At 39.1% G+C, this 26644-nt stretch carries 25 protein-coding genes; 13 read left to right on the top strand and 12 right to left on the bottom strand.

Annotated elements, in window-relative coordinates:
• Positions 1 to 85: 85 nt before the first annotated feature.
• Complete coding sequence (locus ABIB40_RS11000; protein ID WP_502931059.1) at positions 86 to 1351, top strand: asparagine synthetase B; 1266 nt, start codon at positions 86 to 88, stop codon at positions 1349 to 1351.
• Positions 1352 to 1611: 260 nt separating this feature from the next.
• Positions 1612 to 2304, top strand: coding sequence for a porin family protein (locus tag ABIB40_RS10995; protein WP_354358956.1), 693 nt, complete (start codon positions 1612 to 1614; stop codon positions 2302 to 2304).
• Positions 2305 to 2530: 226 nt separating this feature from the next.
• Here the strand turns inward: ABIB40_RS10995 and ABIB40_RS10990 are convergent, their stop codons facing one another.
• From ABIB40_RS10990 to ABIB40_RS10975, 4 genes are read right to left on the bottom strand one after another with little or no spacing between them, the layout of a single operon-like run.
• A complete protein-coding gene (locus ABIB40_RS10990) occupies positions 2531 to 4531 on the bottom strand; it encodes a putative porin (protein ID WP_354358954.1) in 2001 nt (666 codons plus the stop codon).
• A gap of 1 nt (position 4532) precedes the next feature.
• On the bottom strand, positions 4533 to 5348 hold the full coding sequence (locus tag ABIB40_RS10985; RefSeq protein WP_354358952.1) for a purine-nucleoside phosphorylase: 816 nt from the start codon (positions 5346 to 5348) through the stop codon (positions 4533 to 4535).
• Positions 5320 to 6381, bottom strand: coding sequence for a tetraacyldisaccharide 4'-kinase (gene lpxK, locus ABIB40_RS10980; protein WP_354358950.1), 1062 nt, complete (start codon positions 6379 to 6381; stop codon positions 5320 to 5322). Before lpxK ends, ABIB40_RS10985 begins: the two co-directional genes overlap by 29 nt.
• Before the next feature lie 4 nt (positions 6382 to 6385).
• The gene (locus ABIB40_RS10975) at positions 6386 to 6952 is read right to left on the bottom strand and encodes a hypothetical protein (RefSeq protein WP_354358948.1); all 567 of its coding nucleotides are present in this window, start codon (positions 6950 to 6952) and stop codon (positions 6386 to 6388) included.
• A gap of 100 nt (positions 6953 to 7052) precedes the next feature.
• Here ABIB40_RS10975 and ABIB40_RS10970 point away from each other — a divergent pair, with 100 nt between their 5' ends.
• From ABIB40_RS10970 to ABIB40_RS10940, 7 genes are read left to right on the top strand one after another with little or no spacing between them, the layout of a single operon-like run.
• Positions 7053 to 8225 carry an NAD(P)/FAD-dependent oxidoreductase gene (locus ABIB40_RS10970; protein WP_354358946.1) on the top strand — a complete coding sequence of 391 codons (1173 nt, stop codon included), beginning with the start codon at positions 7053 to 7055 and terminating at the stop codon, positions 8223 to 8225.
• Positions 8203 to 8919 carry a methyltransferase domain-containing protein gene (locus tag ABIB40_RS10965; RefSeq protein WP_354358944.1) on the top strand — a complete coding sequence of 239 codons (717 nt, stop codon included), beginning with the start codon at positions 8203 to 8205 and terminating at the stop codon, positions 8917 to 8919. Before ABIB40_RS10970 ends, ABIB40_RS10965 begins: the two co-directional genes overlap by 23 nt.
• Complete coding sequence (locus ABIB40_RS10960) at positions 8916 to 9980, top strand: type III polyketide synthase (RefSeq protein ID WP_354358942.1); 1065 nt, start codon at positions 8916 to 8918, stop codon at positions 9978 to 9980. The genes ABIB40_RS10965 and ABIB40_RS10960 overlap by 4 nt, the downstream gene beginning before the upstream one ends.
• A 1-nt stretch (position 9981) precedes the next feature.
• Positions 9982 to 10416, top strand: a complete 435-nt coding sequence (locus tag ABIB40_RS10955) for a 3-hydroxyacyl-ACP dehydratase FabZ family protein (RefSeq protein ID WP_354358940.1) — start codon at positions 9982 to 9984, stop codon at positions 10414 to 10416.
• On the top strand, positions 10417 to 11694 hold the full coding sequence (locus tag ABIB40_RS10950) for a beta-ketoacyl-[acyl-carrier-protein] synthase family protein (RefSeq protein ID WP_354358938.1): 1278 nt from the start codon (positions 10417 to 10419) through the stop codon (positions 11692 to 11694).
• A complete protein-coding gene (locus tag ABIB40_RS10945) occupies positions 11687 to 11950 on the top strand; it encodes an acyl carrier protein (RefSeq protein ID WP_354358936.1) in 264 nt (87 codons plus the stop codon). Before ABIB40_RS10950 ends, ABIB40_RS10945 begins: the two co-directional genes overlap by 8 nt.
• Positions 11940 to 12407 carry a 4'-phosphopantetheinyl transferase family protein gene (locus tag ABIB40_RS10940; RefSeq protein WP_354358934.1) on the top strand — a complete coding sequence of 156 codons (468 nt, stop codon included), beginning with the start codon at positions 11940 to 11942 and terminating at the stop codon, positions 12405 to 12407. Before ABIB40_RS10945 ends, ABIB40_RS10940 begins: the two co-directional genes overlap by 11 nt.
• A 108-nt stretch (positions 12408 to 12515) precedes the next feature.
• Here the strand turns inward: ABIB40_RS10940 and glyA are convergent, their stop codons facing one another.
• Together glyA and ABIB40_RS10930 are read right to left on the bottom strand one after the other, a co-directional pair.
• Positions 12516 to 13787 (bottom strand): serine hydroxymethyltransferase, encoded by a 1272-nt coding sequence (glyA, locus tag ABIB40_RS10935; protein ID WP_354358932.1) that lies wholly within the window; start codon positions 13785 to 13787, stop codon positions 12516 to 12518.
• A 170-nt stretch (positions 13788 to 13957) separates the two neighbouring features.
• Complete coding sequence (locus ABIB40_RS10930) at positions 13958 to 14716, bottom strand: segregation and condensation protein A (protein WP_354358930.1); 759 nt, start codon at positions 14714 to 14716, stop codon at positions 13958 to 13960.
• A 158-nt stretch (positions 14717 to 14874) separates the two neighbouring features.
• Here ABIB40_RS10930 and dxs point away from each other — a divergent pair, with 158 nt between their 5' ends.
• A complete protein-coding gene (gene dxs, locus ABIB40_RS10925) occupies positions 14875 to 16803 on the top strand; it encodes a 1-deoxy-D-xylulose-5-phosphate synthase (protein WP_354358928.1) in 1929 nt (642 codons plus the stop codon).
• Positions 16804 to 16861: 58 nt separating this feature from the next.
• Here the strand turns inward: dxs and rlmH are convergent, their stop codons facing one another.
• From rlmH to ABIB40_RS10910, 3 genes are all read right to left on the bottom strand, one after another.
• Positions 16862 to 17335, bottom strand: coding sequence for a 23S rRNA (pseudouridine(1915)-N(3))-methyltransferase RlmH (rlmH, locus tag ABIB40_RS10920; protein ID WP_354358926.1), 474 nt, complete (start codon positions 17333 to 17335; stop codon positions 16862 to 16864).
• Positions 17336 to 17439: 104 nt separating this feature from the next.
• Positions 17440 to 17598 carry a hypothetical protein gene (locus ABIB40_RS10915; RefSeq protein WP_354358924.1) on the bottom strand — a complete coding sequence of 53 codons (159 nt, stop codon included), beginning with the start codon at positions 17596 to 17598 and terminating at the stop codon, positions 17440 to 17442.
• Complete coding sequence (locus ABIB40_RS10910) at positions 17588 to 18049, bottom strand: PIN domain-containing protein (RefSeq protein WP_354358922.1); 462 nt, start codon at positions 18047 to 18049, stop codon at positions 17588 to 17590. Before ABIB40_RS10910 ends, ABIB40_RS10915 begins: the two co-directional genes overlap by 11 nt.
• Positions 18050 to 18361: 312 nt before the next feature.
• On the opposite strand from ABIB40_RS10910, the gene ABIB40_RS10905 reads away from it, so the two are divergent.
• The gene (locus ABIB40_RS10905; protein WP_354358920.1) at positions 18362 to 18958 is read left to right on the top strand and encodes a Crp/Fnr family transcriptional regulator; all 597 of its coding nucleotides are present in this window, start codon (positions 18362 to 18364) and stop codon (positions 18956 to 18958) included.
• A 635-nt stretch (positions 18959 to 19593) separates the two neighbouring features.
• Positions 19594 to 21426, top strand: a complete 1833-nt coding sequence (locus tag ABIB40_RS10900) for a MutS-related protein (protein WP_354358918.1) — start codon at positions 19594 to 19596, stop codon at positions 21424 to 21426.
• A 1-nt stretch (position 21427) separates the two neighbouring features.
• Here ABIB40_RS10900 and ABIB40_RS10895 read toward each other — a convergent pair whose 3' ends face one another.
• Positions 21428 to 22402: a glycoside hydrolase family 5 protein gene (locus ABIB40_RS10895; protein WP_354358916.1), complete on the bottom strand. Its 975-nt coding sequence runs from the start codon at positions 22400 to 22402 to the stop codon at positions 21428 to 21430.
• 112 nt (positions 22403 to 22514) lie between these two features.
• Between ABIB40_RS10895 and ABIB40_RS10890 the strand changes: the two genes are divergently transcribed.
• Complete coding sequence (locus tag ABIB40_RS10890) at positions 22515 to 22961, top strand: putative signal transducing protein (protein ID WP_354358914.1); 447 nt, start codon at positions 22515 to 22517, stop codon at positions 22959 to 22961.
• A 323-nt stretch (positions 22962 to 23284) separates the two neighbouring features.
• On the opposite strand, the gene ABIB40_RS10885 is transcribed toward ABIB40_RS10890, so the two are convergent.
• On the bottom strand, positions 23285 to 25564 hold the full coding sequence (locus ABIB40_RS10885) for an aconitate hydratase (protein ID WP_354358912.1): 2280 nt from the start codon (positions 25562 to 25564) through the stop codon (positions 23285 to 23287).
• 505 nt (positions 25565 to 26069) lie between these two features.
• Entirely contained in the window at positions 26070 to 26603 is a 534-nt protein-coding gene (locus ABIB40_RS10880) for a hypothetical protein (RefSeq protein ID WP_354358910.1), read from the bottom strand.
• Positions 26604 to 26644: the final 41 nt, after the last annotated feature.

The raw sequence follows: 26644 nt of genomic DNA, 5'->3' as shown, positions 1-26644 counted from the left end.
CGTCAAAATTAATAAAATTTATCACACAATGATACCACAAATTTCAGCAAGCCGTTAAAATATGGTAATTTAGTGTTTTAAGCCCATGTTCCTTCTAAAAAAATCTTTTCTTCTTCTTTGCTGTGTGGTGTGTAGTTTGGCTGCCAGGGCTTCTTCTATTCTTATCTATATGGATGAGGATCAAAAAAACGATTTAAAAGCTTATGGAATTGCTTATTGGAGCATTACCAAACATGCCGATGTAGATTGGCTGTTAAACTACAGAGGAGGCAGTTTTTTGATTAAATACAATCAGCAAATAGAAAACGAATGCAAAATAAGAGGCGTTTCTTATGATATTTTGCCAGATGGGAAGGTGGTAAACTTATTAAATGAAATCAGCGATCCCTCTGTAAATATGGAGATGGTAAAATTGGAGAAAGCGCCTAAAATTGCTGTGTATTCGCCCAAAAGTAAATTACCCTGGGACGATGCCGTAACCTTGGTGTTAACTTATGCCGAAATTCCCTACGACATTGTTTATGACGACGATATTTTACAGGATAAACTAAGCAAATACGATTGGCTACACCTGCATCACGAAGATTTTACTGGGCAGTACGGCCGTTTTTGGTCGGCATTTAAGTATGCAAGTTGGTACCAAAATGATGTGAAGACCCAAGAAGCGTTGGCAAAGAAAATGGGTTTTAAGAAGGTTTCTGAAATGAAGTTGGCCGTTGCAAAACACATAAAGGAATATTGCGTGGGCGGAGGATTTCTGTTTGCCATGTGTTCTGGTACCGATACGTTTGATATAGCCTTAGCTGCCGACGGAGTAGATATTTGTGCTTCGATGTTCGATGGTGATGGGGCAGACCCAAATGCGCAATCTAAACTTGATTTTAGCAAGACCTTAGCTTTCCAAAATTTTAAGTTAAATACCAACCCTAGCGACTATGAGTTTTCCAACATAGATGTAACCCAAACCCGTTCGCTAACGGAATCGGAGGATTATTTTACGCTGTTCGATTTTTCTGCCAAATGGGACCTGGTGCCAACCATGCTCACACAAAATAATGAAAAGGTAATTAAGGGATTTATGGGCCAAACAACGGCTTTTAGAAAAGAACTTATAAAACCAAGCATTACCATTTTGGGCGAAAATAAAGGGGCAGATGAGGTGCGCTATTTACATGGGGAAATAGGAAAAGGGCAATTTACTTTTTATGGAGGCCACGATCCAGAAGATTATCAACACGCCATTGGCGATCCACCCACAGACTTAAGCCTGCACCCAAATTCGCCTGGCTACAGGCTAATATTAAATAATGTGCTCTTCCCAGCTGCTAAGAAAAAGCCACAAAAGACCTAAAACCTATCCTCAAAAAAGACACGGCTAGTATTGGCTCTTCTACAACTTAATAGTGTTAGCTACAATTAGCAGAAAACCTACCCAAAAAAAACATCTACCTCATTTTGGTCTACAGTGTTTGTAAGTAGACTGTTTTATAGTAAATTAAGTAGGTGAATAGGATGCTGTTTGGATATTGGCACGGCTTTTGAAAAAGGAGCGACGATTGTGGGTTGGAATTTCCCGACACCCGTTAAAGAGTTGAATTTAAAAATTATATCATGAAAAAATTGATGATCGGTGCAGCAGCGTTATTGTTTACTACAGGTGCATTTGCACAAAATACCATGAGTGGTTCTAGCGCAAGATTTGGATTAAAAGCCGGAGTAAATCTATCTCGGCTATATTATTCTGGCACAAATTCTGGCATTATTAATAACAACACAAAGGACAATGTGGGATTCAATGTTACTGGTTATGGAGATTTTGGAGTAGCTAACAATTTCTTTATTCAGCCAGGAATTTCTTTGCAAAATAAAGGCACAAAAATCGAAGGTACTTTCGATCTTGGAGAAAATTCTGTTACTGGTACAAATACGACCAATGTTATGGCTATTGAGGTGCCTATTAATGCAGTTTACAGAATTCCAACTGGTGATGCTGGCGCTGTGCTTATCTCCGCTGGTCCTTATGTTGGCTTTAACATTTCTGGAAAAAGTAAAGTGGACGTTACATCAGGAGACAATCAGGGTAGTTCAAATACCGATTTGAAATTTGGCAACAGCAAAGACGATAACTTGAGCAGTACAGATTTTGGCGCTAACTTTGGCCTTGGCTATAGATTGAATAGCGGTTTGGGTTTCGGAGCCAACTACGGCTTGGGCTTAACCAACTTAGTGCCTAAAGACAACAGAACCGATAACGGTAAATTAACCAATAGGGTGCTAGGCTTTTATTTAAGCTATTCTTTGTAATATAACGAGCGTGGTTTAAATACTAAGCCGTTCCAGAAATATTTCTGGAACGGCTTTTTTGTGCGTTATTTACGAGTGAAATACCAATTAGAATTTGGGCGCCTTTACATCCCGCAGGTGCGGGACTAAATCTTTATTGCACCCTTCGGTTCAACAAAAGTGTATCGCTTTTGTCGTTAGCGCACGAAAAATACCAAAAACTTAATGGGCAGTGTTAAAACTTAACTTAATCGTAAAAGTTCCAGCTTACGCCAAACTTCAACATAGAATCTTGCATCGGGTAGCGGTTTACCGTGTAATAGCCAGTTAATGGATAACCCTGATTGGCGTAGCTGTATTTTAAAAAGAGATTTGTTCTCTTCAAATTGGCTTTTGCAAAAACGTCAACTACTGGTGTGGTTTTAAAAACGGTATTTTCTCCAACGTAATATTGTGCCGTAGCCGGCGAGTAGGAGTAATTGGCGTAAGCGGTATTGTATCGAACATCGAAGCCAACGTTTGTCTTTAATACCTTAAACAAGGTTTTATCCAAATAAAAACTATTGTAGGTGTAAAACTCGGGCGTTCTTAAAATATTTTTCTGATCTGTTTTTTGGTAGGCTAAAAAATTCTCCAGCACAAAGCTTCCGAAACGCCATTTCTTACTTACTTCTATCCTGATCAGGCTAATGTCTGCACCTGCCTGTTTGGGTAAAATGGCGTTACTTTGGTTTGCAGTGTCTGCGGCAAAATAGAGGTAATTACTTGTGAGGAAATAATTTGCGCCGGCGCTAAATGCCAATTTATCATTTACATATTTAAAAGATGCATTGGCAACTTTGGTGTTCTGAAAATTGTTATAGCCCCATTTATAATGGTTGCCATGGTAATAGTTAAATAACCTTGCGGGAGATTGATTTTGGGCATAAGCACCCAACTCGATACGTCCAACCGATTTACTTAGTAAAATCTTGCTTTTAGCCTCATACAGATAATCGCCAGTGTTCTCGCCCTGCAAAATTTGCTGTACATTTAAATTTAAATCTATATTGTCACTAAATCGATAGCCACCTGCGCCTAGCAACGTAATGTTTTGGTAGGTCATCTCGCTCGACTCGTAGGTGCTCCTTTCATCTTTAAACCCGGCATATTTTTGCTTGTAAAAATCGTGCCTAATACCAGCGTCTATTTTTAGCTCGTTTTTTACAACCGACTTATTTTTGCCTCGTAAAAAAAAGCTGTAGATAAATTCGTTGCCTAAATGTTGCACATGTGTAGAATCTTTGGTAAACATTGGGCTAGCGATTCCTGTTGGCAGCACATTATACGGATCATCTTCATTTTTGCTAAAACTGTAACTGTCGTTGTTATAAGAAATGGTATAGGCAATTTTGTTGGTGGGCAATGCGGCATCATCGTCATTGGCGGCAGAATCTATCCTACCCACATAATAAGTTTGCTTTAAAAAAACGGTGTTTTTTCTATAAAGGTTTTGTGCAGTTTTGAGCTTAATCTGCTCTGCATCTCTGCTTATTTTGCTATATCCAGGGTCAAAAATATCTGTTTGCACCAAAGATCCATTCTCGTACGCCCGCATGGTGTTAAAAATTACAGTTGCCCATAAATTGTACCGTTTGCTCGGAGACCTGTACCAAGAAAATAAATCTATATTTAAATTATCGCCGCGTTGTTTTGCATAAACTCCTTGGTTATCGGCCCTATTAAAGTTAAAACCAATGTTTAAATTTTTGTTGATGTTTTGGCTGTGCGTGCCTTTAAATACCTGTTCTTTTTGGCCTGCGGTTACAAAATAGAGGTTGGTAAACTGCGTTCTAGCTTCGTAGAACTTAATGTCTTCAGGTGTTACGGCATAATAGTCTAAGGCATGAAAACCAATATCATAGCCAATTCTTTTGCTGGGTTCATAAAGTAAAGGGGCGGCTGCAAGACCTAAATTTCCATTGCTTATGGTCGGGTGCTCTGGTTGTAGCAGCGGGCTAAAATTCTGCACATTTAACAAAGAGGTATCCAGTGGAAGCAATATCACACTGTCTTTGGTGAGAGCTAGTTTTGTAAAACGAATGTATTTGGAGTTGAAAACAATGGAATCTTTACCTGCATCTAGCTTCTTCCTTAGCGAATCTTGAGCTGTTTTGTCGTTTATAGAGGTTTTTAAATCTTGCGCAAATGCCTTGCTAAAAGCACTACAGAAAAGCAAAAACAAGCAAAATTTAAGAAAGTGACGCATATTAAAGTGTTGCAATTAGGCGGGTTAAAATCTCGGTCATTTTGGGTTCTGCCTTGGCTGCCGTCGCCAAAATATCGGTTAAACTAAAAGGTTGTAAATCTTCTGCAAAGCCCTCGTCAGTAAGTACAGAAAGCGCAAAAACAGGGATGCCCGCGTGGTTTGCAACAATTACTTCTGGTACGGTACTCATGCCTACAGCGTCGGCGCCAATTAACCGTAAATATTTATATTCTGCCTTGGTTTCTAAATTTGGCCCCGTTACTGCTACATAAACACCTTTATGGCAAACCACATCTACATTTTTAGCTACTGTTATGGCTTTTTTGATAATGCTGCGCTTATACGGCTCACTCATATCTGGAAACCTTGGACCAAGTTCGCTTTCATTTAAACCGCGCAGAGGATTATCTGGCTGCAGATTGATGTGGTCTGAGATAATCATCAAGTCGCCTTTTTTAAAATTTGGATTTAACGAACCCGCGGCATTTGAAACAAATAAGTTTTCTATCCCTAGGCCTTTCATCACTCTAATTGGGAAAGTAATTTGTTGCATGCTATAGCCCTCGTAATAATGCAATCTACCTTGCATCGCCACAATGTTCTTTCCATTTAATGTCCCAAAAATCAATTTTCCGCTATGAAACTCCAGCGTAGAAATCGGAAAATTTGGGATGTTTGAGTACATCAGCTGATATTTTATCTCAATGCTGTTTACCAAATCTCCCAAACCAGTACCTAAAATAATCCCCACTTCAGGTTTAAAATTTTCGGTCTTTATCCTAATGTATTCAACGGTTTCTTGTATGGCTCTTAACATATTGTAAAATAGTTTCATCAAATATACCTTTATCTGCGGCAAGCAAATCTATTTCTATCGGTATATAATATGCTGGCGAATTTACCAGTAAATTTTTGAATGCAACGGTTTTTAAACGTTGACAATCCTTTTCTGTTGTAATAATTAGTTTTTTTTCTGTTGCTAACGCGATAAAATCTGTTGCTAATTTTTCTATTTCTTTAGGACTAAAGGTATGATGGTCTGGGTATTGGTAAAGATGAAGACGAGCGCCATGCTCTGTTAACTCGCTGATCAGCGGTTGTGGGTTTGCAATGCCCGTCAACAAAAATACATCAGCGTTACTTACAGATGCCAATGGTTTGTTTTCTCCATGATAAACCGGGATTAACTGCCCGTATTGTAAAAAAGAATGCACAACCGCTTTTTTGTTATCCTTTAATATGTCTACATCTTTTTGCTTTTCGGTATCGGAGGCCTGTTTTGGCGTTTTGCTCACCATCAAAATGTCCGCTCGCTTTCGCGAAGAAAAGACATCTCTTAAATTACCGGCCGGCAACATAAATTGGTTTCTTCTTAACTTAGAAAACTCGAACAATAATATATTTAAACCAGCCCTAATACGTCTATGCTGAAAGGCATCGTCTAAAATAATTAGGTCGTGGCTATCCATTAATTTTTTAACTCCTTCTACTCTATCTTCTGAAACAGCAACGGTAATGTGCTTAAATTTGTGGAAGTATTGTAAGGGCTCATCGCCTATGGTTTCTGCCGTCGAGTGGTCATCAGCAACAAAAAAGCCTTTCGTTTTTCTGCCATAACCACGACTTAATGTTGCGATTCTATAGCCTTTTAGCAATCTGATTAAATATTCTGTAGTGGGCGTTTTTCCAGAACCGCCAACGGCTAAATTACCCACACAAATGATGGGGAAGTCGAATCGCTCGCTTTTTAATATTTCCCAATCATAGCACTTATTTCTAATAACAATTATTAGCCAATACACGAAGGAAAATGGCAGCAGTAAAATCCGTAGCTTGTTTAGAAGTTGCATCGCTTTAACCGTTCAAATAGTACGTGCAGATCCAAGCAATCTGATAGATGAGAAATATAATTACCACTGCGGCTTGAACGGTTTTTTTGTTAGACTTCATCGCAACAAGGCAAAGAGAAATATGCAAAACACCTCTAACAAGATAAGGCACTTCAATACGCGCCATATAGTTTGCCCCTTTTATATAGGTGTCGAAAAAATCGAACACAAACAAAGCCGCCAGAAATGCAAAAAACCATCTTTTCCGATAAAAAAAATAATTTTTATAGTCCTTATAATCGCTTGTATCTTCTGGAAATAACATTACCGCTAAAATGTAATAGATTATGGTGTAGGTAATGATAAACAGGTATTTGAAAAAAGTCCAATCGGTCACCTCCGAGAGATGTATTTCGAACCACCAAAAATAAACCGTAGATAGAAACATGTAAAAACCCCAAAGTAATTGCACCCAATAGGGTTTAATTTTTGTGGGGTGTTCTATAATTTTAATCGCACCTTTAAGAGAATGAGTAATGCTCAATCCCAAAATAATTCCAATTACTGTTTTTATGTGGGCAAAATTCTCCATAAATGGCTTAAACTGCCCGAAGGCGAATGGTTTTGTATAATTTTGGTTAAATTTAAACAATATGGAGCAAAATCTTGTTATCAACGCTTAACGCTTTCTAATGCTCTTTAACGCCGAAGTAAATATGTCAGTCGATTTTACAGTTGTGGTAGTTGGGGGCGGCCTTGCCGGCTTAACTTCTGCGCTGCATCTTAATAAACTTGGCATAGGCGTAACGGTGATAGAAAAAGGAGCATATCCGCAGCACAAAGTATGTGGCGAGTACATCTCCAACGAGGTATTGCCCTATCTAAAATGGCTTGACTTAGATATTTCGACACTCCATCCTACCTCGATAAACAAATTTCAGATAAGCACCACAAAGGGAAGGATTGCCACTTGCAGTTTGCCGCAAGGCGGATTTGGCATCAGTAGATTCGCGTTAGACCATTTTCTGTATCAGCAGTTATCTTCGAGGGGAGTTTCCGTCATGAAAGATACTGTCGAAGAGATTACTTTTGGCGAAGACCAGTTTACAATAGCCACGCTTTCAGGCAAAAAACTGATTGCCAGGCACGTATTGGGTGCTTTTGGCAAGCGCGCCAATCTCGATCTAAAAATGGAACGAGCATTTATCAAACAGAAAGCCCCGTTTTTAGCTGTAAAAGCACATTATCACGGTTCTTTTGAAAGTGACTTGGTTGCGCTTCATAATTTTGACGGCGGTTATTGCGGCGTTTCTAAAGTAGAGAATAATCTTATCAATATTTGTTATCTCGCCAATTACAACAGCTTTAAAAAACACAAGAACATCGACGCTTATCAAGAGCACGTGCTCAAGAAAAATCCGCATTTAAAACAGATTTTAGATAAAAGCACCATTGTTTTTGAGGAGCCAATTACCATTAGCCAAGTTTCTTTTAGCGATAAAAGAAGCGTAGAAAATCATGTGTTGATGATTGGCGATACGGCGGGTCTTATCCATCCGCTATGCGGTAATGGAATGGCAATGGCCATACACAGCGCAAAAATTGCAAGCGAACTAATTGGAGCGTTTACAAAGGGCGAAATTAAAGCGAGAAGGAGATTGGAAAATCTTTACAGCCAGAAATGGAATAAAGCTTTTGGCTTTAGAATTAAAGTTGGCCGTCTTATTTCGGGAATCTTGAGCAACCCAATCGCAGCAAATTTTTTATTGTCTGGCTTGGCACATTTTCCATTTCTGTTAAAACAAATTATCAAAAAAACACACGGTAAACCAATACCAATTTATGGCGATAAATACGAAGGTTAGAAGTAAAGATGAAGAGATTATGGACGATTTTGCCCTAGAGGGCGAAGAATTAAGAGATGCTTTAGATAAAATTGCAAGTATAAACCAGTTTTTAGGCGGAAACAAAGTAACTTTAGCAGGTGTTGAAAAACTGGTAGGAAAGAACAACAAACAGCCGATTAAAATTATAGATGTAGGTTGCGGAAACGGCGATATGCTTCGTGCTCTTGCTAATTATGCTAAGAAAAAAAACCTAGATTTCGAGCTTGTGGGTATAGATGCCAATAGTTTTACCGTGGCACATGCCGAAAGTCTTTCTAAAGATTTTAAGAATATCAGTTACCAATGTAAAGACGTTTTTAATCATTTAGAAAACCCAATCAGCTGCGATATCGTACTTCTAACATTAACCTTGCACCATTTTGTTGATGAAGATATTGTTAAACTGTTGGCCTACTATAAAGGTTCAGCCAGAATGGGTTTGGTTGTAAATGATTTGCAGAGAAGCGCTACAGCATACCGATTATTTACGGCGCTTTGCTATGTGTTTGCTTTAAATCGAATGTCTAAACAAGATGGGTTGACGTCTATTTTGCGTGGTTTTAAAAGAGAAGATTTGCAGCGCTACTCTAAAAAGCTTCAATTAAAAAAAATTACCATAAACTGGAAGTGGGCATTTCGTTACCAGTGGATTATAAACACAGCAAAAGTATGAAGAGCACCAATAGCGTAAAGATAAAGACGGTTGCCAAAGCCCTACCCGAGTTCAGTCGCGAAACAGCCGATATTTTACCTTTTTTAGATGTTTGGCTGCATGGACAAGACGAACGTTTTAGACGAAAGGTAAAGAAGATTTTCGAAGGCGCTGCGGTAGATAAGAGATATGCTTTTATGGATCCTGCAGCTGTTTTTAGCAATTTGAGTTTTCAGGAAAGAAACGACAATTATATTAGCGAAGGGATAAAATTGGGCACAGCCTGCTTGACTGATGCGCTTAAAAAAGCCGATTGGAAACCTACCGACATCGATTTTCTAATTACGGTAAGTTGTACTGGGATTATGATTCCATCTTTGGATGCCTATTTAATTAACAACTTAAAACTGAGGCAAGATGTGGTGAGGCTTCCTGTTACAGAAATGGGTTGTGCTGCAGGAGTTTCGGGCATTATTTATGCCAAGAATTTTTTAAAGGCAAATCCGGGCAAACGTGCTGCAGTCATCGCGGTAGAATCTCCAACAGCAACTTTCCAGCTCAATGATTTTTCTATGGCCAATATTGTAAGCGCCGCGATTTTTGGAGACGGCGCGGCCTGCGTGTTGTTAAGTTCGCATAACGATGATGAAGGGCCAGAAATTATAGCCGAAGAAATGTACCATTTTTACGATGCCGAGGAAATGATGGGTTTTAAAATGACCAATACAGGTTTAAAAATGGTGTTGGATGTGGCCGTGCCAGAAACCATTGAAGCGCATTTCCCAGATATTCTTCATCCCTTTTTGGCGAAAAATAATCTTAGCATCAAAGACATCGACCACCTTATTTTTCATCCCGGAGGAAAAAAAATAGTGCAAATGGTGGAAGGACTTTTTGGTGAACTGGGTAAAAACATAGATGATACCAAAGAAGTATTGAGGTTATTTGGCAACATGAGCAGCGCTACGGTTTTGTATGTGTTGGAAAGATTTATGGACAGACATCCAGCAAAGGGAGAAAAAGGTTTGATGCTTAGTTTTGGCCCAGGATTTTCTGCCCAACGGGTATTATTGCAATGGTAATATGAGTTTCGATGAGATTTTAAAAGCACTTCCTTATTCAGCGCCTTTTTTATTTGTTGATGAATTGGCGTCGGTTGATGAAAACGGTGTTGTGGGCAGCTACACTTATTTGGCGGAAGCAGACTTTTATAAAGGACATTTTAAAAATCATCCGGTTACGCCTGCGGTTATCTTAACAGAAACCATGGCGCAGATTGGTGTCGTGTGTCTTGGTATATTTTTATTAGGTACGCAAAGCGCTGCTGCTTTGTCGATTGGGATGACAAACAGCTCGGTCGATTTTTTGAAACCAGTCTATCCAAATGAGAAAGTAAAAGTTATCAGCGAAAAAGTCTATTTTAGATTTAATAAACTTAAATGTAAAGTGCGCATGGAAAACGCAAGCGGACAAGTTTTGTGCAAAGGCGAAATTGCCGGAATGATTTTAGTAAAGTAGATGGAAAGGAGAGTGGTTATTACTGGTTTGGGAGTTATTTCGCCGAACGGCACAACGTTGGCAGACTTTAACAACGCCCTAAAACATGGCATTTCTGGTATTCGCCATCAGCCAGATTTGGCTGCCCTTGGTTTTTCTTGTCAGATTGCAGGCAAACCAGAACTCAGCGATGCGCGAATAGCTGAATATTTTAATGCGTTAGAAATACGCAATCTAGATGCTACAGGCATTGTTTACGGCGTAATTGCCGCTTTAGACGCTTGGGCGGATGCAGGTTTAAATTTCGCTGCTGCGGATGAACCTTTTTGGGATTGTGGTATTTCATTCGGAACAGGCACTTCTGGTATTGATAAGTTTAGGTGGGCGATGAATAAAATCGATGCGCTTGAAGTAAGAAAAATTGGTAGTTCTGTGGTTGGCCAGGTAATGAATGGTGCAGTAAGCGCGTTTATTGCTGGAAAAATTGGATTAGGAAATCAAATTTCTACAAATTCCTCAGCCTGCGCTACAGGGACAGAAAGCGTAATAATGGCTTATGAACGCATTAAACTTGGCACAGCAACAAGAATTTTAGCTGGCAGCACCAGCGATAGTGGGCCATACATTTGGGGTGGCTTTGACGCCATGAAGATTTGTCCTTATCAATTTAATGATAATCCCGAAAAAGCGAGTAGGCCATTTAGCGCTACAGCGAGTGGTTTTGTGCCCGGTGCTGGAGCGGGCGCCTTGGTTTTAGAAGATTTAGAAACCGCGCTAGAGCGAGGTGCAAAAATATATGGGGAAGTGTTAGGCGGCCATGTAAATTCTGGCGGACAGCGAGGTAGTGGCACAATGACTGCTCCAAATTCTGTTGCTGTAAAACGCTGTATCACAAAAGCGCTAGAAAGTGCAAATACCTTTGCAAAAGATGTAGAAGTAATCAATGGACATCTAACCGCAACCGCAAAAGATGGCCTTGAGGTGCTAAACTGGAAGCAAGCATTAGGAAGATACAAGGATAACTTCCCTTTTATTAATTCTATAAAAGGGATGATTGGACATTGTATTAGCGGTGCAGGAAGCATAGAGTGCGTGGCCTCCGTGCTGCAACTGTACGAGGGATTTATTTTCCCCAACATCAACTGCGAAGATTTGCATCCAGAGATTACTGATTTGATTGATGCAGGAAAAATACCGCAACAAATGATAAAAAAAGATTTCTCTATCTTAGCGAAAGCTAGTTTTGGATTTGGCGACGTAAATGCCTGTTTAATTTTAAAGAAATACCCAAATGGATAGAGTAGAATTATTGACAACGCTAAAGGAAATTGTCACGCCTTATGCTGATGATAAAAATGCCGTTGAACACATCAATGAAAACACCGATTTTCTTGCTGATCTAAAAATCAATTCTGCCAACTTGGTCGATATTATTTTGGATATTGAGGAGAAATTCGGAATTGAGATTGATAATGATTCTATGGCCAAAATGCTTAATGTAAAGGCTACCGAAGAAATTATAGAACAGAAAATTGCAGAGAAAAATGCTGGGTAACGACATTGTCGATCTGAAACTAGCAAAAATCCAGAGCAATTGGCGAAGGAAGGGTTATCTGAATAAAATCTTCTGCGATGCAGAGCAGGCCTATATTTTAAGTTCGCCCAAACCAGATGAACTCGTTTGGAAATTATGGAGCTTAAAAGAAGCTGCGTATAAAATCTACAACAGACAAACGGGTATCAGAACTTTCGAGCCTAGAGCCATTTTATGTGATGTTGCTGAATTAACTACAGAAATTGGCGAAGTGAACATCAATGAAGAAACTTTTTTCACAAAAACTGTTGTTACATCAAACTACGTCCACAGCATTGCCGCTTTAAATTTAAAAGACTTGCAGCGAAGCAAAATCGATATTTATCGTGGGAGCGCAAAAAACTTTGATTATCACGGGTTAAGTCCACAGAGCGTCAGTCACCATGGTGATTATTTGGCCTTGGTGGATTTTAGCTGAAGATTCTCCGGATTCGCACATCATGCCGAACTCGTTTAGGCATCTTTAAAATCGGTAGTGAGTGGATTAATAACTGGCAGATACTGAAACGAGTTAAGAACGACGATATTACTTATACAATGGAAAACGAGCGGCTAATTTTAGCACTTCTTGTTTCACACTTTCAATTTCGGTTTCATTAGTAGGATCTGATATTACCCTATCTACTAGAGAAACAATTTCATCCATTTCGGTTTCTTTAAAACCTCTTGTAGTAATGGCTGCGGTACCAACTCTTATTCCTGAAGTTACAAACGGCGATTTATCATCAAAAGGCACCATGTTTTTATTTACGGTAATGTCTGCTTTTTCCAATGCTTGTTCTGCAACTTTACCGGTTACGTTTTTGCCTCTTAAATCAATCAACATCAAATGGTTGTCTGTGCCGCCAGAGATGATTTTATACCCGCGATTTACAAACGCTTTAGCCATGGACTGCGCATTTGCTGCAACTTGTTTTATATAAACGCCATATTCATCGGTCAATGCTTCGCCAAAAGCGATCGCTTTTGCCGCAATAATATGTTCTAAAGGCCCACCTTGTGTGCCTGGAAAAACGCCCATATCCAACAAATTGCTCATCATTCTAGTCTCGCCCTTTGGTGTTTTTAAGCCCCATGGGTTTTCGAAATCTTTACCCATCATAATCATACCACCGCGCGGCCCGCGTAAGGTTTTATGCGTAGTTGTTGTTACAATATGGCAATATGGAAGCGGATCAGCCAACAAACCTTTGGCAATTAAACCCGCCGGATGCGAAATGTCTGCCAACACCAATGCGCCGATTTTATCAGCAACCTGACGTATAAATTTGTAATCCCATTCTCTGGAATAAGCAGAAGCGCCGCAAATAATCAATTTTGGTTTTTCGGCCAAGGCAACTTCTTCCAGTTTTTTATAGTCGATTAACCCCGTTTCTTTTACCACGCCGTAAAAGAATGGTTTGTACAGTTTGCCAGAAAAATTTACTGGTGATCCATGCGTCAAGTGACCGCCATGAGAAAGGTCGAAGCCCAAAATTTTATCTCCGGCTTCAAGAACGGCCAACATTACTGCAGAGTTTGCCTGTGCGCCAGAGTGTGGCTGTACATTTACCCATGCAGCGCCAAATAATTCTTTCGCTCTATCAATTGCAATTTGCTCTACATCGTCTACCACTTGGCAACCACCATAATAGCGCTTTCCGGGCAATCCTTCGGCGTATTTGTTGGTTAAACAAGATCCGGCAGCTTCCATAATCTGCTTACTAACAAAGTTTTCTGATGCAATGAGTTCTAAACCGTGTTCTTGGCGGTTTAATTCTTTTTCAATCAGGTCGAAGATTTTGGTATCACGTTTCATGTTGCTGGCTGTTTTTTGTGCAAAAGTAGCAAATTAATTTACGATTTTAGATTAACGATTTACGAAACTTTCTTATTGCGCTTTCAATGACTGCCCAAATATCAATTCCCGACCGCTAACTTCCTAGTCTCGCACCTGCTCCCAGTCATTGCTCCACCTCGACCTGAACTTCAATCTTCAACCTCGAACAGTTTAAAGTTATTGTATCCTGTGCCCATCTTTAGATTTAAAACCTGTTGTTGGAGCATTTCTAAAATTGCCAAAAAATTGTAGACAAAATGGACTCTATTTTCCGAATTGCGAACCAGCAATGCAAAATCTAGCTCCTTATTTATGTTTACCAAGTTTGCGATCACATATTTTTGCTGTTCAATGGTGTATGGATATTGTATTACAGTATGCTTAATTTCTTTTATACGTATGGCATGCTTTTGCATACAACGGTTATACACACCCAATAGCCTATACAGATTTAACGAAAGCAATTCATCTTGATGCGACATAGACTCTGAGGCGTATTTTAGATCTGTGTCTATGTTTCCCCTTTTTTCTTGCATGGAGCGGTCTGCTTCGAACTGTTTAAGTTTTTCTGCAGCCTCTTTAAATTGTTTGTAAGCGATTAATCTCGCAATAAGGTCTTCTTCAGTATCTATACCTGTTTCGTCGGTTTCTAGTGCCAATCTAGGGAGTAGCATTTTAGATTTTATCCGCATAAGCGTGGCGGCAACCAAAATAAATTCACTGGCAATTTCCACATTCAGGGCCAAAAGCTCGTGGATGTAGGCTAAGAAATCGGCAGTTATTTTGGCAATCTCCACCTCATGAATATTTAGTTCATCTCGCTCTATAAAAAAAAGCAACAGATCGAACGGTCCTTCGAAAACCGGAAGTTTAATCTCAAAAGAACCTGTTTGTATCGATTCGCTCATTTTAATTTTGTTGTCGGCAATTACCTAGTGCTTCTATACCCTGAGATTTCTATAGGTGAGCAAAGGTTTTTCCAACTTCATTCAAAAAACGGCATTATTTTTTCCTTTTCAAACAAAAATGCCGTAATTTGTACCCTAGTTCCACTATTTAAAACTGAATGCAGGTACAGGCTGGTCCACTATTATCGAACATTAACTACCCAACTGATTTAAAACAGCTTACTGAAGCCGATTTAGAGCAGGTTAGCCAAGAGCTTCGCCAATATATTATTGATGTGGTGAGCGTAAATGGCGGCCATTTTGGTGCCAGCCTAGGTGTAGTAGAACTTACCGTTGCTTTGCATTATATTTTAAACACACCTTACGATAAATTGGTTTGGGATGTTGGCCACCAAGCTTACGGGCATAAAATCCTTACTGGCAGGCGCGATCTTTTTCACACAAATAGAATTTACAAGGGCATTAGCGGTTTTCCAAAAATCAGCGAAAGCGAATACGATACTTTTGGCGTTGGCCACTCTTCTACCTCTATTTCTGCTGCATTGGGCATGGCGGTTGCTTCGCAGCTTAAAGGCGAAACAAATCGGCAACATGTGGCCGTAATTGGCGACGGTGCGATGACTGCCGGAATGGCTTTTGAGGGATTGAATCACGCAGGCATAGAAAACAGCAATTTGTTGGTTATTTTAAACGATAATTGTATGTCCATCGACCCGAATGTTGGTGCATTAAAGGAATATTTAACCAGCATAACCATATCTAAATCTTATAATAGATTTAGGGACGACATATCTAACGTGTTGGCAGGAATATCAAAATTAGGCCCCAATGCACATAAATACGTTAAGAAAATTGAAAAAAGCATAAAAGGTACTTTGCTAAAACAGAGCAACTTATTCGAAGCGCTAAATTTTAGATATTTTGGACCAGTTGATGGGCACGATGTAAAGCGATTGGCTGCTACTATAAAAGAGCTTACCGCTATCCCCGGGCCTAAATTATTACATGTTATTACCGTAAAAGGTAAGGGGTTCGCTTTGGCAGAAAAAGAACAAACCAAATGGCATGCACCAGGTTTGTTTGATAAAATTACTGGCGAGATAAAGAAAAGCATCTCAGATAAGCCGCAACCACCTAAATACCAAGATGTATTTGGGCATACTTTGGTAGAGCTTGCAGAAGCGAATGACAAAATTGTGGGTATTACACCTGCTATGCCTTCAGGTTCTTCGTTAAATATTATGATGAAGGCTATGCCAACGCGGGCTTTCGATGTGGGCATTGCAGAGCAGCATGCGGTAACTTTTTCTGCCGGACTTGCAGCTCAAGGAATGGTTCCGTTTTGCAACATCTATTCTAGTTTTATGCAAAGGGCGTATGATCAAGTTATTCACGATGTGGCCATCCAGAAATTTAATGTGGTTTTTTGCCTAGATAGGGCTGGGTTGGCGGGTGCAGATGGGGCAACTCATCATGGTGCTTATGATATCGCTTTTATGCGTTGCATACCAAATTTAATTGTCTCGGCTCCGATGAACGAAGAAGAGTTGCGAAATTTGATGTACACTGCACAACAGGAAAACATGGGGCCATTTGTAATTCGTTATCCACGTGGCAATGGTACAATGGCCGATTGGAAAAGACCTTTTAGAGCCTTGCCTATTGGAAAGGGTAGGAAAATATGCGATGGCGAAGATGTGGCAATTTTAACGTTTGGGCATGTAGGCAATTTCGCCTCAGATGCAAGAGCGGAGTTAAATACAGAAGGATTTCATCCAGCACATTACGATTTGCGTTTTGCAAAGCCCTTAGATGAGGCGATGCTGCATGAAGTATTTAAGAAATATAGCAATGTAATTACCGTAGAAGACGGAACGTTGCAAGGTGGTATTGGATCGGCAATATTAGAATTTATGGTCGATAATAGATATACGGCAAATGTGTTGCGGTTGGGCATACCCGATAAGTTTATAGACCATGGCGAACAGCCACAATTGTGGGAAGAATGCGGTTATGACAAGAAAGCCATAATAGCTGCTGTAAAAAAGGTTGGTGTAAAACGTACTATTACTAGTTTGGCAGTATAAAGTTTGGTAGTCTAAATTACGGCCTGTTTGCGCTGAGAGATTCAGGAAAACTTTCTATTTAAGCATGGTGATAAGGTTCGCCTTTTAAAATGCTAAATCCCCTATACAATTGTTCTACGAAGAAAAGTCTAATCATTTGGTGCGAAAACGTCATGTCTGACAAGGACAATAGGCCATTTGCTCTTTTGTAAATGTTTTCATCAAATCCATAAGACCCACCAATGATAAAAATAACGTGTTGCACACTCCCAATCATTTGCTGGTTTAAGTAGTTTGCAAAATTAACCGACGAATATTTTTTTCCTTTTTCATCTAACAGCATCACCACATCGCTGTTGCTTATCTGCTTTTCCAACAACAATGCTTCTTTTGCTTTTTGTTGCGCTTCGCTAAGGTTTTTTACATTTTTTACATCTGGTATTTGTATAAAACTAAAGTTAATGTAGTGCTTTAGCCGGTTAACATATTTTTCTATACCTTCAATAAGGTATTTGTCTTCGGTTTTGCCAATGGCGATAAGGGTAATTTTCACTAGAATTTTGCAAATCTTTTAATTGTTTAAACTGAGTTAAAGCGTTCTGTTAAATCCTTAACTATTTTAATTATCTCATTTTTATGTCTAAGAAGCCGAGCCTTCTATTTTGCCATGTGTAATTGCAAACTATTTATTTTTAAATATTCTAAAATTTGTTCAGTTGATTTTCCTTCCAACTCTTTTGAAATTGATTCTTTGATTTTTCTAAAAGTTTTTACGGTGTCAAAGTCTTTTTCCGTTTTTTTATCTTTAGTCTTCATATTCTAAAAGTTCTTTTGGTGAGCGTATTTCTAAAGATAAATAATTCATTCTTAAATTTACAGAATTGTAACCTCTAATTCGATAGACATTTACAATGTGCTTAAAATTCCAACTTACTAAAATGTCTGCTTTGTTCACAGTAGCGGTTGCAACATGTAAACAATCATCAAAACTAATGGAGCCGACAACCTTTTCCTCAATATATTTTGTTGCAAGTTCAATTATTTGGGGAGTTACTAATACCCTCTCCATAGCATCTGTTGGAAGGTTTTTAAAGTATGTTCTCACTTTTTCTGGAGCTTTTGTTAATTCACTTTCTGTCAAATCAGAAAACATACAAATTATTTTCCCCAGTTTAACCCTTTCAAAAAGCACCAGTGTTTCTTCTTCAAACTCTTGGTCATATACACCTCCGAAAACCGATGTATCAAAATAAAATTTTTGCTTCATTTTGCTTTTACTATTAAAGCCAAATTTATAAAAAAGCTTCTAGCAAATATAATATGCTAATCGGTTGGTGCTCGGCCTTAACCCAAGGCGTTTATCGTAAGGCCAATTTCTTGTAGATAAGGTTTAATCTGCATTTTGAGACATAATTTTTTCGCAAAACAATTCTATATGACGTAGATTTTCAAATCGTTTCTGATTTCAAAATTAGCAAATAAAACATTAGCTAATTTTTCTGGTTACATTTGGTTTTTCTACACGTCACTTAATGCCTCAATTGTGGCTAGGATAATGTTTCATCTCGTTAAATATATTATGACAGCTATAGTAAATTCTTGCGGAGACTATGAAAACTTATTTAATCTTTTTAACGCCATTTATCCATTAAGCGAAGGCTTAAAATCCGAAATTATAAAGAACAGCGAAATTGTCGAGGTTAAAAAGAAAGTGCGACTTTTAAGGGCCGGTGAGCGAGGCAACACAATTTATTTTATTGTAGAGGGAGCTGCAAGAATTTATTACCTCAGTAAAGAAGGTAAAGAAACCAATACTTGGTTTTTATTCGAAAACGAACTCCTTATCTCCGTTTATAGCTTTTACACTGGTAATCCAAGTTTCGAATATTTAGAAACGGTAGAAGATTGTAAGCTAATTGCCGTGAAAAAAGAAAAGCTAGATGAAATGTACCTCAACATTATGGAGTTTAATTTCTCCGGCAGAAAGTTAACAGAGTTTTACCACATGCGCAATGAAATCCAAGCAAACGATTTACGCATGTACAGCGCCAAAGAACGCTATGAGCATTTAATTCAGCGGAACCCCCAACTGCTTCAGCGAATTTCTCTAGGGCATATTGCATCTTATCTCGGTATTTCGCAAGAAACGTTAAGCAGAATAAGAAGGCAAAAGTGATTTTTTGACATTTGTCAAAAATCGGGTTGAATGGTTTAGTTATGTTTGAGACACCAAATTGTGCAAAACGAATTAATCCGAACTTCGCGATTGGAGCCAACAGTAGCAAACCGGGAGCGCGCAAAATCTGTGAAATAACATAGTGATGAATTACATAAAAACATTATCAGTCGTTTTCTTTTTACTCATAAACGGGTTAGGTGAACATGGTCTGCCAAACTTTATTTTAATCCCTATTTTCTTATTTCAGTTTTGTAACGAGATATTCGCGCATTATGAAATATCGTGGATGTCAGGTTTGATCCCAATTGCCATAATTACTAGCCTTATTATTATTTCATTTTCTAGAGGATATAAAGACCGATATAAGTTGTTGGTAGCAATTTTAATATTATGTGCATTAGAGACTTATATGTCTGAAATACTTCAACATAAAAAATTGATGTTTTGGTTTGTATTTCCATCGATAGTTTTTACAGCAAGTTCGCTCATTTTAATTTTAAAAATCTTTAAAAAGCCGAAAGAATTACATACTACTAGCATCGAATAGAGTTTTTCGATGTAATTCTTTGTGCCGATATTTTAAAATTTTAAGGTTACATTTGGTGCTTTTAATCAACCTTTAATTGTTCTAAATGCTCGCCACAGAAGACAACCACTTATCATTATACCAACATAAGACAACTGACATTACCCAAACCATCGCGGCGCTAAAAAAGCAAATAGACCGATTATCTTTAATTCGCGTTGCGCTTTTTTTATTGGAAATTTTGTTTTTGGTGTTACTAGTGCAAACCAAAGAAGGCGCAGAACGTTTGGCGATGATTGTTGCAATGTTTCTGCCAATTGCAGGTTTTGTAGTTATTGTAAAAAAACAAAGTGCTTTAGATAAAGAAATTGTTTTTCAAACAAACCTGCTCTGGGTTTATCAGAATGAGGTGAATTTAACTCAGGGCAAAGAGCTCGCCGAAAGCGGTAAAAATGGATACGACCACGGCGAAATGTTTAAGGATAATTCCCATCCTTACAGTTCTGATTTAGATATTTTTGGCGATTACTCTTTGTTTGCAATGGTAAATAGGGCGAGTACAAAATTTGGCAACACATTGATCGCACAAACTTTAGCTAAGTCTTCTGCAACAAGTATCATTTTAGAAAGGCAATCTGCAATCGCCGAACTGGTCGATAAAATTGAACCGACTTTTGAGTTTAGGGCGACCCTTAGAGGCCAAGATCAGGAGAAAAGGGTTCTTATTGAACAAAAATTAAACGGACAGTTGGCGACTGAACTTGCTTTCACTCGGTCAGCTTTTTTAAGATTTTACGTAGCTGCAGTTCCTTATATTTCGTTATTTCTAATCGGCTGTGCAATAATTCTTGGAGGGCCTTTTATCCCCGCTTTAATTGTTTATGCCATCGCACATTTTGTGTATAATTCTCAAATTGCAAAAAAGGCGAGTAATGTGTTCGATAAGTTAGCAGGGACTGCCGATTTGCTAGATAGTTCTTCCAAATCGATTGCCTACACAGAAGATGACGATTGGAAAAGTGATTATATTAAAGGTCTCTTTCAAAATCAGGAAAAAGTCTCTATGCAGATTAAAAAGCTGGCAACAATTATTCAAGCTTTCGATGCCAGACTGAATTTTTTAGTTGGTGGAATTTTAAACGTTTTTTTACTGTGGGATATACGTTGCAGCATCAGACTAGATAAATGGCAAAATCATTCATCAACAGACATTATTGCAGCGTTAAATCGAATTGGACATTTTGAAGAACTAATTTCGTTTGCCATGTTTAGCTATAACCATTCTGGCTACATATTTCCGCATATTGAAGATAATTATAGCTTTTCTACAAGGGAGCTGGGGCATCCGCTTATTCCCATTCAAACGCGGGTCTATAACGATTTTGAATTTGCTCAAACGCCTACAGTAGATATTGTTACAGGATCTAACATGGCTGGCAAAAGCACCTTTTTGCGCACTGTCGGCATCAATATGGTGTTGGCTTATGCGGGATCTGTGGTTTGTGCAGAAAGATTAAGCCTGTCTATTTTTAGTTTGGTTAGCTACATGCGTATTGCCGATTCGCTTAACGAAAGCACTTCTACCTTTAAGGCAGAGCTGATCCGTTTAAAGATGATTTTGGAACATGTGCAGACTCAAGATAATGGATTTGTATTAATTGATGAAATGCTTCGTGGCACCAATAGTCAGGATAAATACACCGGCTCTAAAGTTTTTATAGAAAAGTTACTGAGTTTGGGTAAACCAGCACTTTTCGCCACACATGATCTGCAATTGAGCAGTTTAGCAGAAACTCATCCCCGGCAGGTGAGAAACTTCAATTTCGACATTCAGATAAATGACGGACAAATGCATTTTGATTACAAAATAAAGGAAGGCTCTTGCAAAACTTTTAATGCCGCCATTTTACTTAGAGAAATAGGGCTAGGTATCGATTAAGTTAAGGGTTAATTAAAGCTAGTTTTGCTTTTATCAACTTGCCCGATGGCGTTAACACGTCTTTTCTATTTAATTGCTCTGGCCTAGTTCCTGGAAGCAGTGCTGCCGAGCCTTCTTTTTTATCGGCGAGAGACCAATTGCACCAAGAGAGGTTGTTTTTATTTATAAAGTCGAACCAAGCGTTTGTAGATGCCACATACACCGCTCCGTCTCCATTAGCTTCAGTTGTGCCAAATTCTGTAACAAAAACAGGAAGGCCTAAATCTATGGCTTTTTGGGCGTCATCTCTGAGTTTTTCTTTATGGGTACCGGCATAAAAGTGCAGCGTGTAAGCTATGTTTTTAGCGTCGATAGGATTTTTGGCAGCCTCTAGCAGTTTTTGCGACCACGTTGGCGTTCCACATACAATAACATTGTTGTGATCAGTTTTTCTAATCGCGGCAATTATTGCTTCGTGATAAGGCTTTAAAACATTTGCCCAGGAAATGTCCAAAGGTTCGTTAAATGTTTCATAAATAATGTTTGGCGTGTTGCCATATTTCTTGGAGACTTCTGCAAAGAAAGCTACGGCTTGCAATCGATGATTTTCTGCATGATGATCATGCCAATCTACAATAACGTAAATGCCAAGTTTTATCGCTGCATCTATCACCGCAAAGATTTTCTTTTTTTCTTGCGTGGAATTTGTGAGGTACCCTCCGTTCTCTATGGCCATTGGAGCCCTAACTACATTGACATGCCAGTTGTTTTTTAATTTTGCCAACGTTTCATAATTGAAATATTGTGGTTGCCATTGGCTCCAAAATAACGACATTCCTCTTAACTGAACTGCCTTGTTGTGCTCGTTTAAAAGTCGTGTGCCTGTAATATGTAGCTGTCCGTTTATTGCCACAGGCGATAATTGTTGACTCCATCCTGCAGAAAAGCTTATGAGTAAGATGATAGGTACTACAGAAAACTTCGTTGTCAAGGTCATTTTTTTGTTTTTTGGATGAATGAAATCTCCTTTATACAAGGTAAAAATTAAGCAAGATAAAATTAGCTAAATTTGTGTAAAAGCATATTTTTAAAAGAGTTATCTTTACAAGATGAGTGATAGGACAACCGTATATAGAAACTATTATGACCCGATGGAAGCTAATATTGTGAAAGGCCGCATCGCAGATGCAGGGTTTGAGTGTTTTTTGGCTGACCAAAATCTGGCCATTTTAAACCCACTTTATACGCAGGCCATAGGTGGTGTTAGGCTTATTGTTTTTGAAAAAGATGTATCAGCTATTGATCAGTTGCTATCCGAAGAGCCGGGTTTGGCCGCAGACGATGTTGGCGAAATAGAGGCCGAAGAAAAAGCAACAAATGATGGCGGGAAAACTACTTGCGAAAAATGCGGTTCGGATCATGTAGGTTATGGAATGGCTACTAAAAAGCGCTTTGGTGTTTGGGCTATGCTTGTGGCTTTTGCAACCTTCACTTATCCCATTTTTGGCAAGAAGTGCTACCATTGCTATGATTGTGGGCATGAGTTTAGTAAATAGTATTTTGTAGCAAGATTTTAGTATCAAGTATTAAGTATCGAGTATCAAGATTTGGATGTGGAGTTTCAAATTTCTGATTGCTGACATCCAACTCTCGGTTTTCCTGCACTTTTTTTGTTCCTAAACCCGATATGCGCGGAAAGCCGCCGGTTCTTCGCCGGCGCTTGCAGCATTAGCGGGGCTGGGGTTTCCGAAGAATTACTGCACGCTCGTTTTCAAAAAAAAGACGACCTACAAATGTAAATCGTCTTTTCTTTTCGTTTGTCGTTGGTCGTCTTTCGTTTGCCGTAAATCTTAAATCGTCGGCAATTAACCACTAACCACTAACCCTTAACCTCTTTCGCTGCTTCTTTTCTGATGATGTTTAGCGCACCACCAGCTTTAAACCATTCTATTTGTGGCTCGTTGTAGGTGTGGTTTACTTCAAATTCTTCCTTAGAACCGTCTGCGTGGTGCAGAACCAAAGTTAACGGCACGTCTGGCGCAAAAGTAGTTAAGCCAACAATGTCTATCACGTCGTCTTCTAAAATTTTATCGTAATCACCTTTATCGCAAAACGTTAAACCCAGCATGCCTTGTTTTTTAAGGTTGGTTTCGTGTATGCGGGCAAAAGATTTTACCAATACCGCGCGCACGCCCAAATGGCGTGGTTCCATGGCAGCATGCTCTCTAGAAGAACCTTCGCCATAGTTTTCATCGCCTACAACAATGGTATCTATCCCTGCGGCCTTATAGGCGCGTTGGGTAGCTGGAACTGGCCCGTACTCGCCAGTAATGCTGTTCTTAACGGTATCTGTTTGGTCGTTGTAAAAGTTAACGGCACCAATAAGCATGTTGTTGGAAATGTTATCTAAATGGCCACGGAATTTTAACCATGGGCCAGCCATACTGATGTGATCGGTAGTACATTTTCCTTTTGCTTTAATTAACAGACGTAAACCTTTTAAGTCTGTTCCTTCCCAAGCGGCAAAAGGATCTAGTAGTTGCAAACGTTTAGAAGTTGGCGAAACAATTACATCTACATGAGAACCATCTGTTGCAGGTGCCTGGAAACCGGCATCTTCTACATCGAAGCCTTTTGGTGGCAATTCTAGGCCCGTTGGCGGGTCTAACTTAACCTCTTCGCCCTTATTGTTGGTAAGCGTATCGGTTAGCGGATTGAAACCCAATGTGCCAGATATGGCAATTGCGGCTACCATTTCTGGCGAAGCTACAAAAGCAAAGGTATTTGGATTTCCATCGGCGCGTTTTGCAAAATTTCTGTTAAACGAATGTACAATGGTGTTTTTTTCTGATTTTTCTGAGCCAACACGGTCCCACATGCCTATGCAAGGGCCACAGGCGTTGGTAAAAATAGTTGCATTTAAATCTTCGAAGGTTTTTAAGAAGCCATCGCGATTTGCGGTATAACGCACCTGCTCAGAACCAGGGTTTATGCCAAAAGAAGATTTGGTAATTAATCCCTTGTCTACCGCCTGTTGCGCAATAGATGCGGCACGCGATAAATCTTCGTAGCTAGAGTTGGTACAAGAACCAATTAAACCCCATTCTACTTTAAGTGGCCAGCCATTTTTTTCGGCTTCTACTTTCATTTTAGAAATAGGCGTTGCCAAATCTGGCGTAAACGGCCCGTTTAAATAAGGCTCTAATTCATCTAGGTTGATTTCTACAATCTGATCAAAGTACTGCTCTGGATTGGCGTAAACTTCTGGGTCGCCTGTTAAATAGTCTTTTACAGTATTTGCAGCATCGGCAACGTCGGCACGGTTTGTAGCGCGCAGGTAGCGCTCCATGCTTTCATCATAACCGAAAGTAGATGTAGTTGCCCCAATTTCTGCACCCATATTGCAAATGGTGCCCTTACCTGTACAGCTTAGGTTAACGGCGCCGTCGCCAAAATACTCTACTATAGCACCCGTACCACCTTTAACGGTTAAAATTCCAGCTACTTTTAAAATAATATCTTTTGCTGCGGTCCATCCGCTTAATTTTCCGGTAAGTTTAACGCCAATTAATTTTGGGAATTTCAGTTCCCAGGGCAAGCCGGCCATTACGTCGCAGGCATCTGCGCCACCAACACCAATAGCAACCATACCTAAACCACCAGCATTTACGGTGTGAGAATCTGTTCCAATCATCATGCCGCCAGGGAAGGCGTAGTTTTCTAACACCACTTGGTGGATAATTCCGGCGCCCGGCTTCCAAAAGCCGATGCCGTATTTGTTAGAAACCGAAGAAAGGAAATCAAAAACCTCGCTGCTTTCTTTTTTTGCATTTGGTAAATCTATAGCAGCACCAAGTTTTGCCGTGATCAGGTGATCGCAATGTACGGTAGAAGGTACTGCAACTTGTGGTCTGCCAGCTTGCATAAATTGCAACAACGCCATTTGAGCCGTTGCATCTTGCATGGCCACACGGTCTGGTGCGAAATCTACATAGTCTGTTCCGCGAGAGAACACTTTTTTCGGGTCGCCATCCCAAAGATGTGCATATAATATTTTTTCGGATAGGGTTAAAGGTCTGCCAACCAATTTACGGGCCGCATCTACGCGACTGCCAAAAGTTGCATAAACCTTTTTGATCATTTCTATATCAAAAGCCATTTATGTTGTGTTTTTAAAATTTGCTATTCTTATTCTACTGCGAATTTACAAAAAAAATAAGTGGTTCGACTTTATTCCGTTTCATTATATTATTTTGGAAGATTTCTAAATAGCGAAGGTGTAGATAGTGAATGATGTTGGAAGATAGTTTTTTTGAAGCGCAGGGACACGATTCCAATCAGCGTTTCTTCCCGCTTTCACTCAAAGTCCTCGCACGGCTTCAACGCGCTCGGCCACCATAGCCTTGCTGTGGGCTTTCCGTTCCAATCGGGGCTAATTGGGTTAAAGTTTGTGGCACATAGTTTAGAACCACCCCTTGCCCCAATGCCATTAACTTAAGAAAAAACCAATAAAATGGTGTCATCCAGAGCTTGTCGAGGGACAGCCATTTTATTGGTTTTTGGATTTAGCAACTTCATATTTAAGGTCTTCGACAGGCTCTGACCGACAAACGATTTCTTTAAGTTAATGACATTGGGGGGTTGGTGGTGGTCATTTAATAAATTCATATTTTGGCAAAGCCGGTTTTGTGGTAGGAAGCCTTTACCTCAGGAAATCTTTGTGGTAAATATTTAACATCAGGATAAATTAAATTGTTCAAGATTATGGTATCTGTAGGTGTCTTTATTATTGCGTAACAATATTCTCCTGTTGGAAATTTACCAAAGTTGGAATTATATAACATCATATTTGTACCTATGTAAAGATCTATAACTATGGTGTCTTTTTTCTCAATTCTAATTTCGGGTTGTTGATGTTTAAATACCTCGAAAAATTCTTCGTGTTCTATAATCGTTAAATCTTTAGCTTGCTCGTAATAATTATAGTGCAAAATAAGTGAGGGCACACACCAGCATATTGTCATTATCGACATAATGATGGCTAAAATTTTAAAATCTTTATAATTGGTAAGGTAAAAATAAACTAAAGTGAGCAAGAATCCGCCTATAAAAAACAGCAAATTTTTCAGTAACCTTAAATGATTTGCTAAAGTTACTCTATAAGTTGCGGTTCTTCCGAATGATTCTGGCGCTTCCATATTTTCTAAAATTAACTACCAGTTAAAAAAATTTTTTGTTG

This window comes from Pedobacter sp. UYP30, assembly GCF_040547165.1.
Lineage (GTDB): Bacteria > Bacteroidota > Bacteroidia > Sphingobacteriales > Sphingobacteriaceae > Pedobacter.
This window is presented reverse-complemented; position numbering and strand designations above follow the sequence as displayed.

What these genes read in the sequence shown, in the direction of transcription:
- ABIB40_RS10910 (WP_354358922.1), bottom strand. Translation starts at nt 18,049, where the DNA reads ATGAAGCAAAAATTTTATTTTGATACATCGGTTTTCGGAGGTGTATAT.
- ABIB40_RS10940 (WP_354358934.1), top strand. Translation starts at nt 11,940, where the DNA reads ATGCTGGGTAACGACATTGTCGATCTGAAACTAGCAAAAATCCAGAGC.
- ABIB40_RS10895 (WP_354358916.1), bottom strand. Translation starts at nt 22,402, where the DNA reads ATGACCTTGACAACGAAGTTTTCTGTAGTACCTATCATCTTACTCATA.
- ABIB40_RS10915 (WP_354358924.1), bottom strand. Translation starts at nt 17,598, where the DNA reads ATGAAGACTAAAGATAAAAAAACGGAAAAAGACTTTGACACCGTAAAA.
- lpxK (WP_354358950.1), bottom strand. Translation starts at nt 6,381, where the DNA reads ATGCAACTTCTAAACAAGCTACGGATTTTACTGCTGCCATTTTCCTTC.
- ABIB40_RS10995 (WP_354358956.1), top strand. Translation starts at nt 1,612, where the DNA reads ATGAAAAAATTGATGATCGGTGCAGCAGCGTTATTGTTTACTACAGGT.
- ABIB40_RS10890 (WP_354358914.1), top strand. Translation starts at nt 22,515, where the DNA reads ATGAGTGATAGGACAACCGTATATAGAAACTATTATGACCCGATGGAA.
- dxs (WP_354358928.1), top strand. Translation starts at nt 14,875, where the DNA reads ATGCAGGTACAGGCTGGTCCACTATTATCGAACATTAACTACCCAACT.
- ABIB40_RS10960 (WP_354358942.1), top strand. Translation starts at nt 8,916, where the DNA reads ATGAAGAGCACCAATAGCGTAAAGATAAAGACGGTTGCCAAAGCCCTA.
- ABIB40_RS10975 (WP_354358948.1), bottom strand. Translation starts at nt 6,952, where the DNA reads ATGGAGAATTTTGCCCACATAAAAACAGTAATTGGAATTATTTTGGGA.
- ABIB40_RS10900 (WP_354358918.1), top strand. Translation starts at nt 19,594, where the DNA reads ATGCTCGCCACAGAAGACAACCACTTATCATTATACCAACATAAGACA.
- ABIB40_RS10880 (WP_354358910.1), bottom strand. Translation starts at nt 26,603, where the DNA reads ATGGAAGCGCCAGAATCATTCGGAAGAACCGCAACTTATAGAGTAACT.
- ABIB40_RS10985 (WP_354358952.1), bottom strand. Translation starts at nt 5,348, where the DNA reads ATGTTAAGAGCCATACAAGAAACCGTTGAATACATTAGGATAAAGACC.
- ABIB40_RS10930 (WP_354358930.1), bottom strand. Translation starts at nt 14,716, where the DNA reads ATGAGCGAATCGATACAAACAGGTTCTTTTGAGATTAAACTTCCGGTT.
- ABIB40_RS11000 (WP_502931059.1), top strand. Translation starts at nt 86, where the DNA reads ATGTTCCTTCTAAAAAAATCTTTTCTTCTTCTTTGCTGTGTGGTGTGT.
- glyA (WP_354358932.1), bottom strand. Translation starts at nt 13,787, where the DNA reads ATGAAACGTGATACCAAAATCTTCGACCTGATTGAAAAAGAATTAAAC.
- ABIB40_RS10965 (WP_354358944.1), top strand. Translation starts at nt 8,203, where the DNA reads ATGGCGATAAATACGAAGGTTAGAAGTAAAGATGAAGAGATTATGGAC.
- ABIB40_RS10945 (WP_354358936.1), top strand. Translation starts at nt 11,687, where the DNA reads ATGGATAGAGTAGAATTATTGACAACGCTAAAGGAAATTGTCACGCCT.
- ABIB40_RS10955 (WP_354358940.1), top strand. Translation starts at nt 9,982, where the DNA reads ATGAGTTTCGATGAGATTTTAAAAGCACTTCCTTATTCAGCGCCTTTT.
- ABIB40_RS10950 (WP_354358938.1), top strand. Translation starts at nt 10,417, where the DNA reads ATGGAAAGGAGAGTGGTTATTACTGGTTTGGGAGTTATTTCGCCGAAC.
- ABIB40_RS10990 (WP_354358954.1), bottom strand. Translation starts at nt 4,531, where the DNA reads ATGCGTCACTTTCTTAAATTTTGCTTGTTTTTGCTTTTCTGTAGTGCT.
- ABIB40_RS10885 (WP_354358912.1), bottom strand. Translation starts at nt 25,564, where the DNA reads ATGGCTTTTGATATAGAAATGATCAAAAAGGTTTATGCAACTTTTGGC.
- ABIB40_RS10970 (WP_354358946.1), top strand. Translation starts at nt 7,053, where the DNA reads ATGCTCTTTAACGCCGAAGTAAATATGTCAGTCGATTTTACAGTTGTG.
- ABIB40_RS10905 (WP_354358920.1), top strand. Translation starts at nt 18,362, where the DNA reads ATGACAGCTATAGTAAATTCTTGCGGAGACTATGAAAACTTATTTAAT.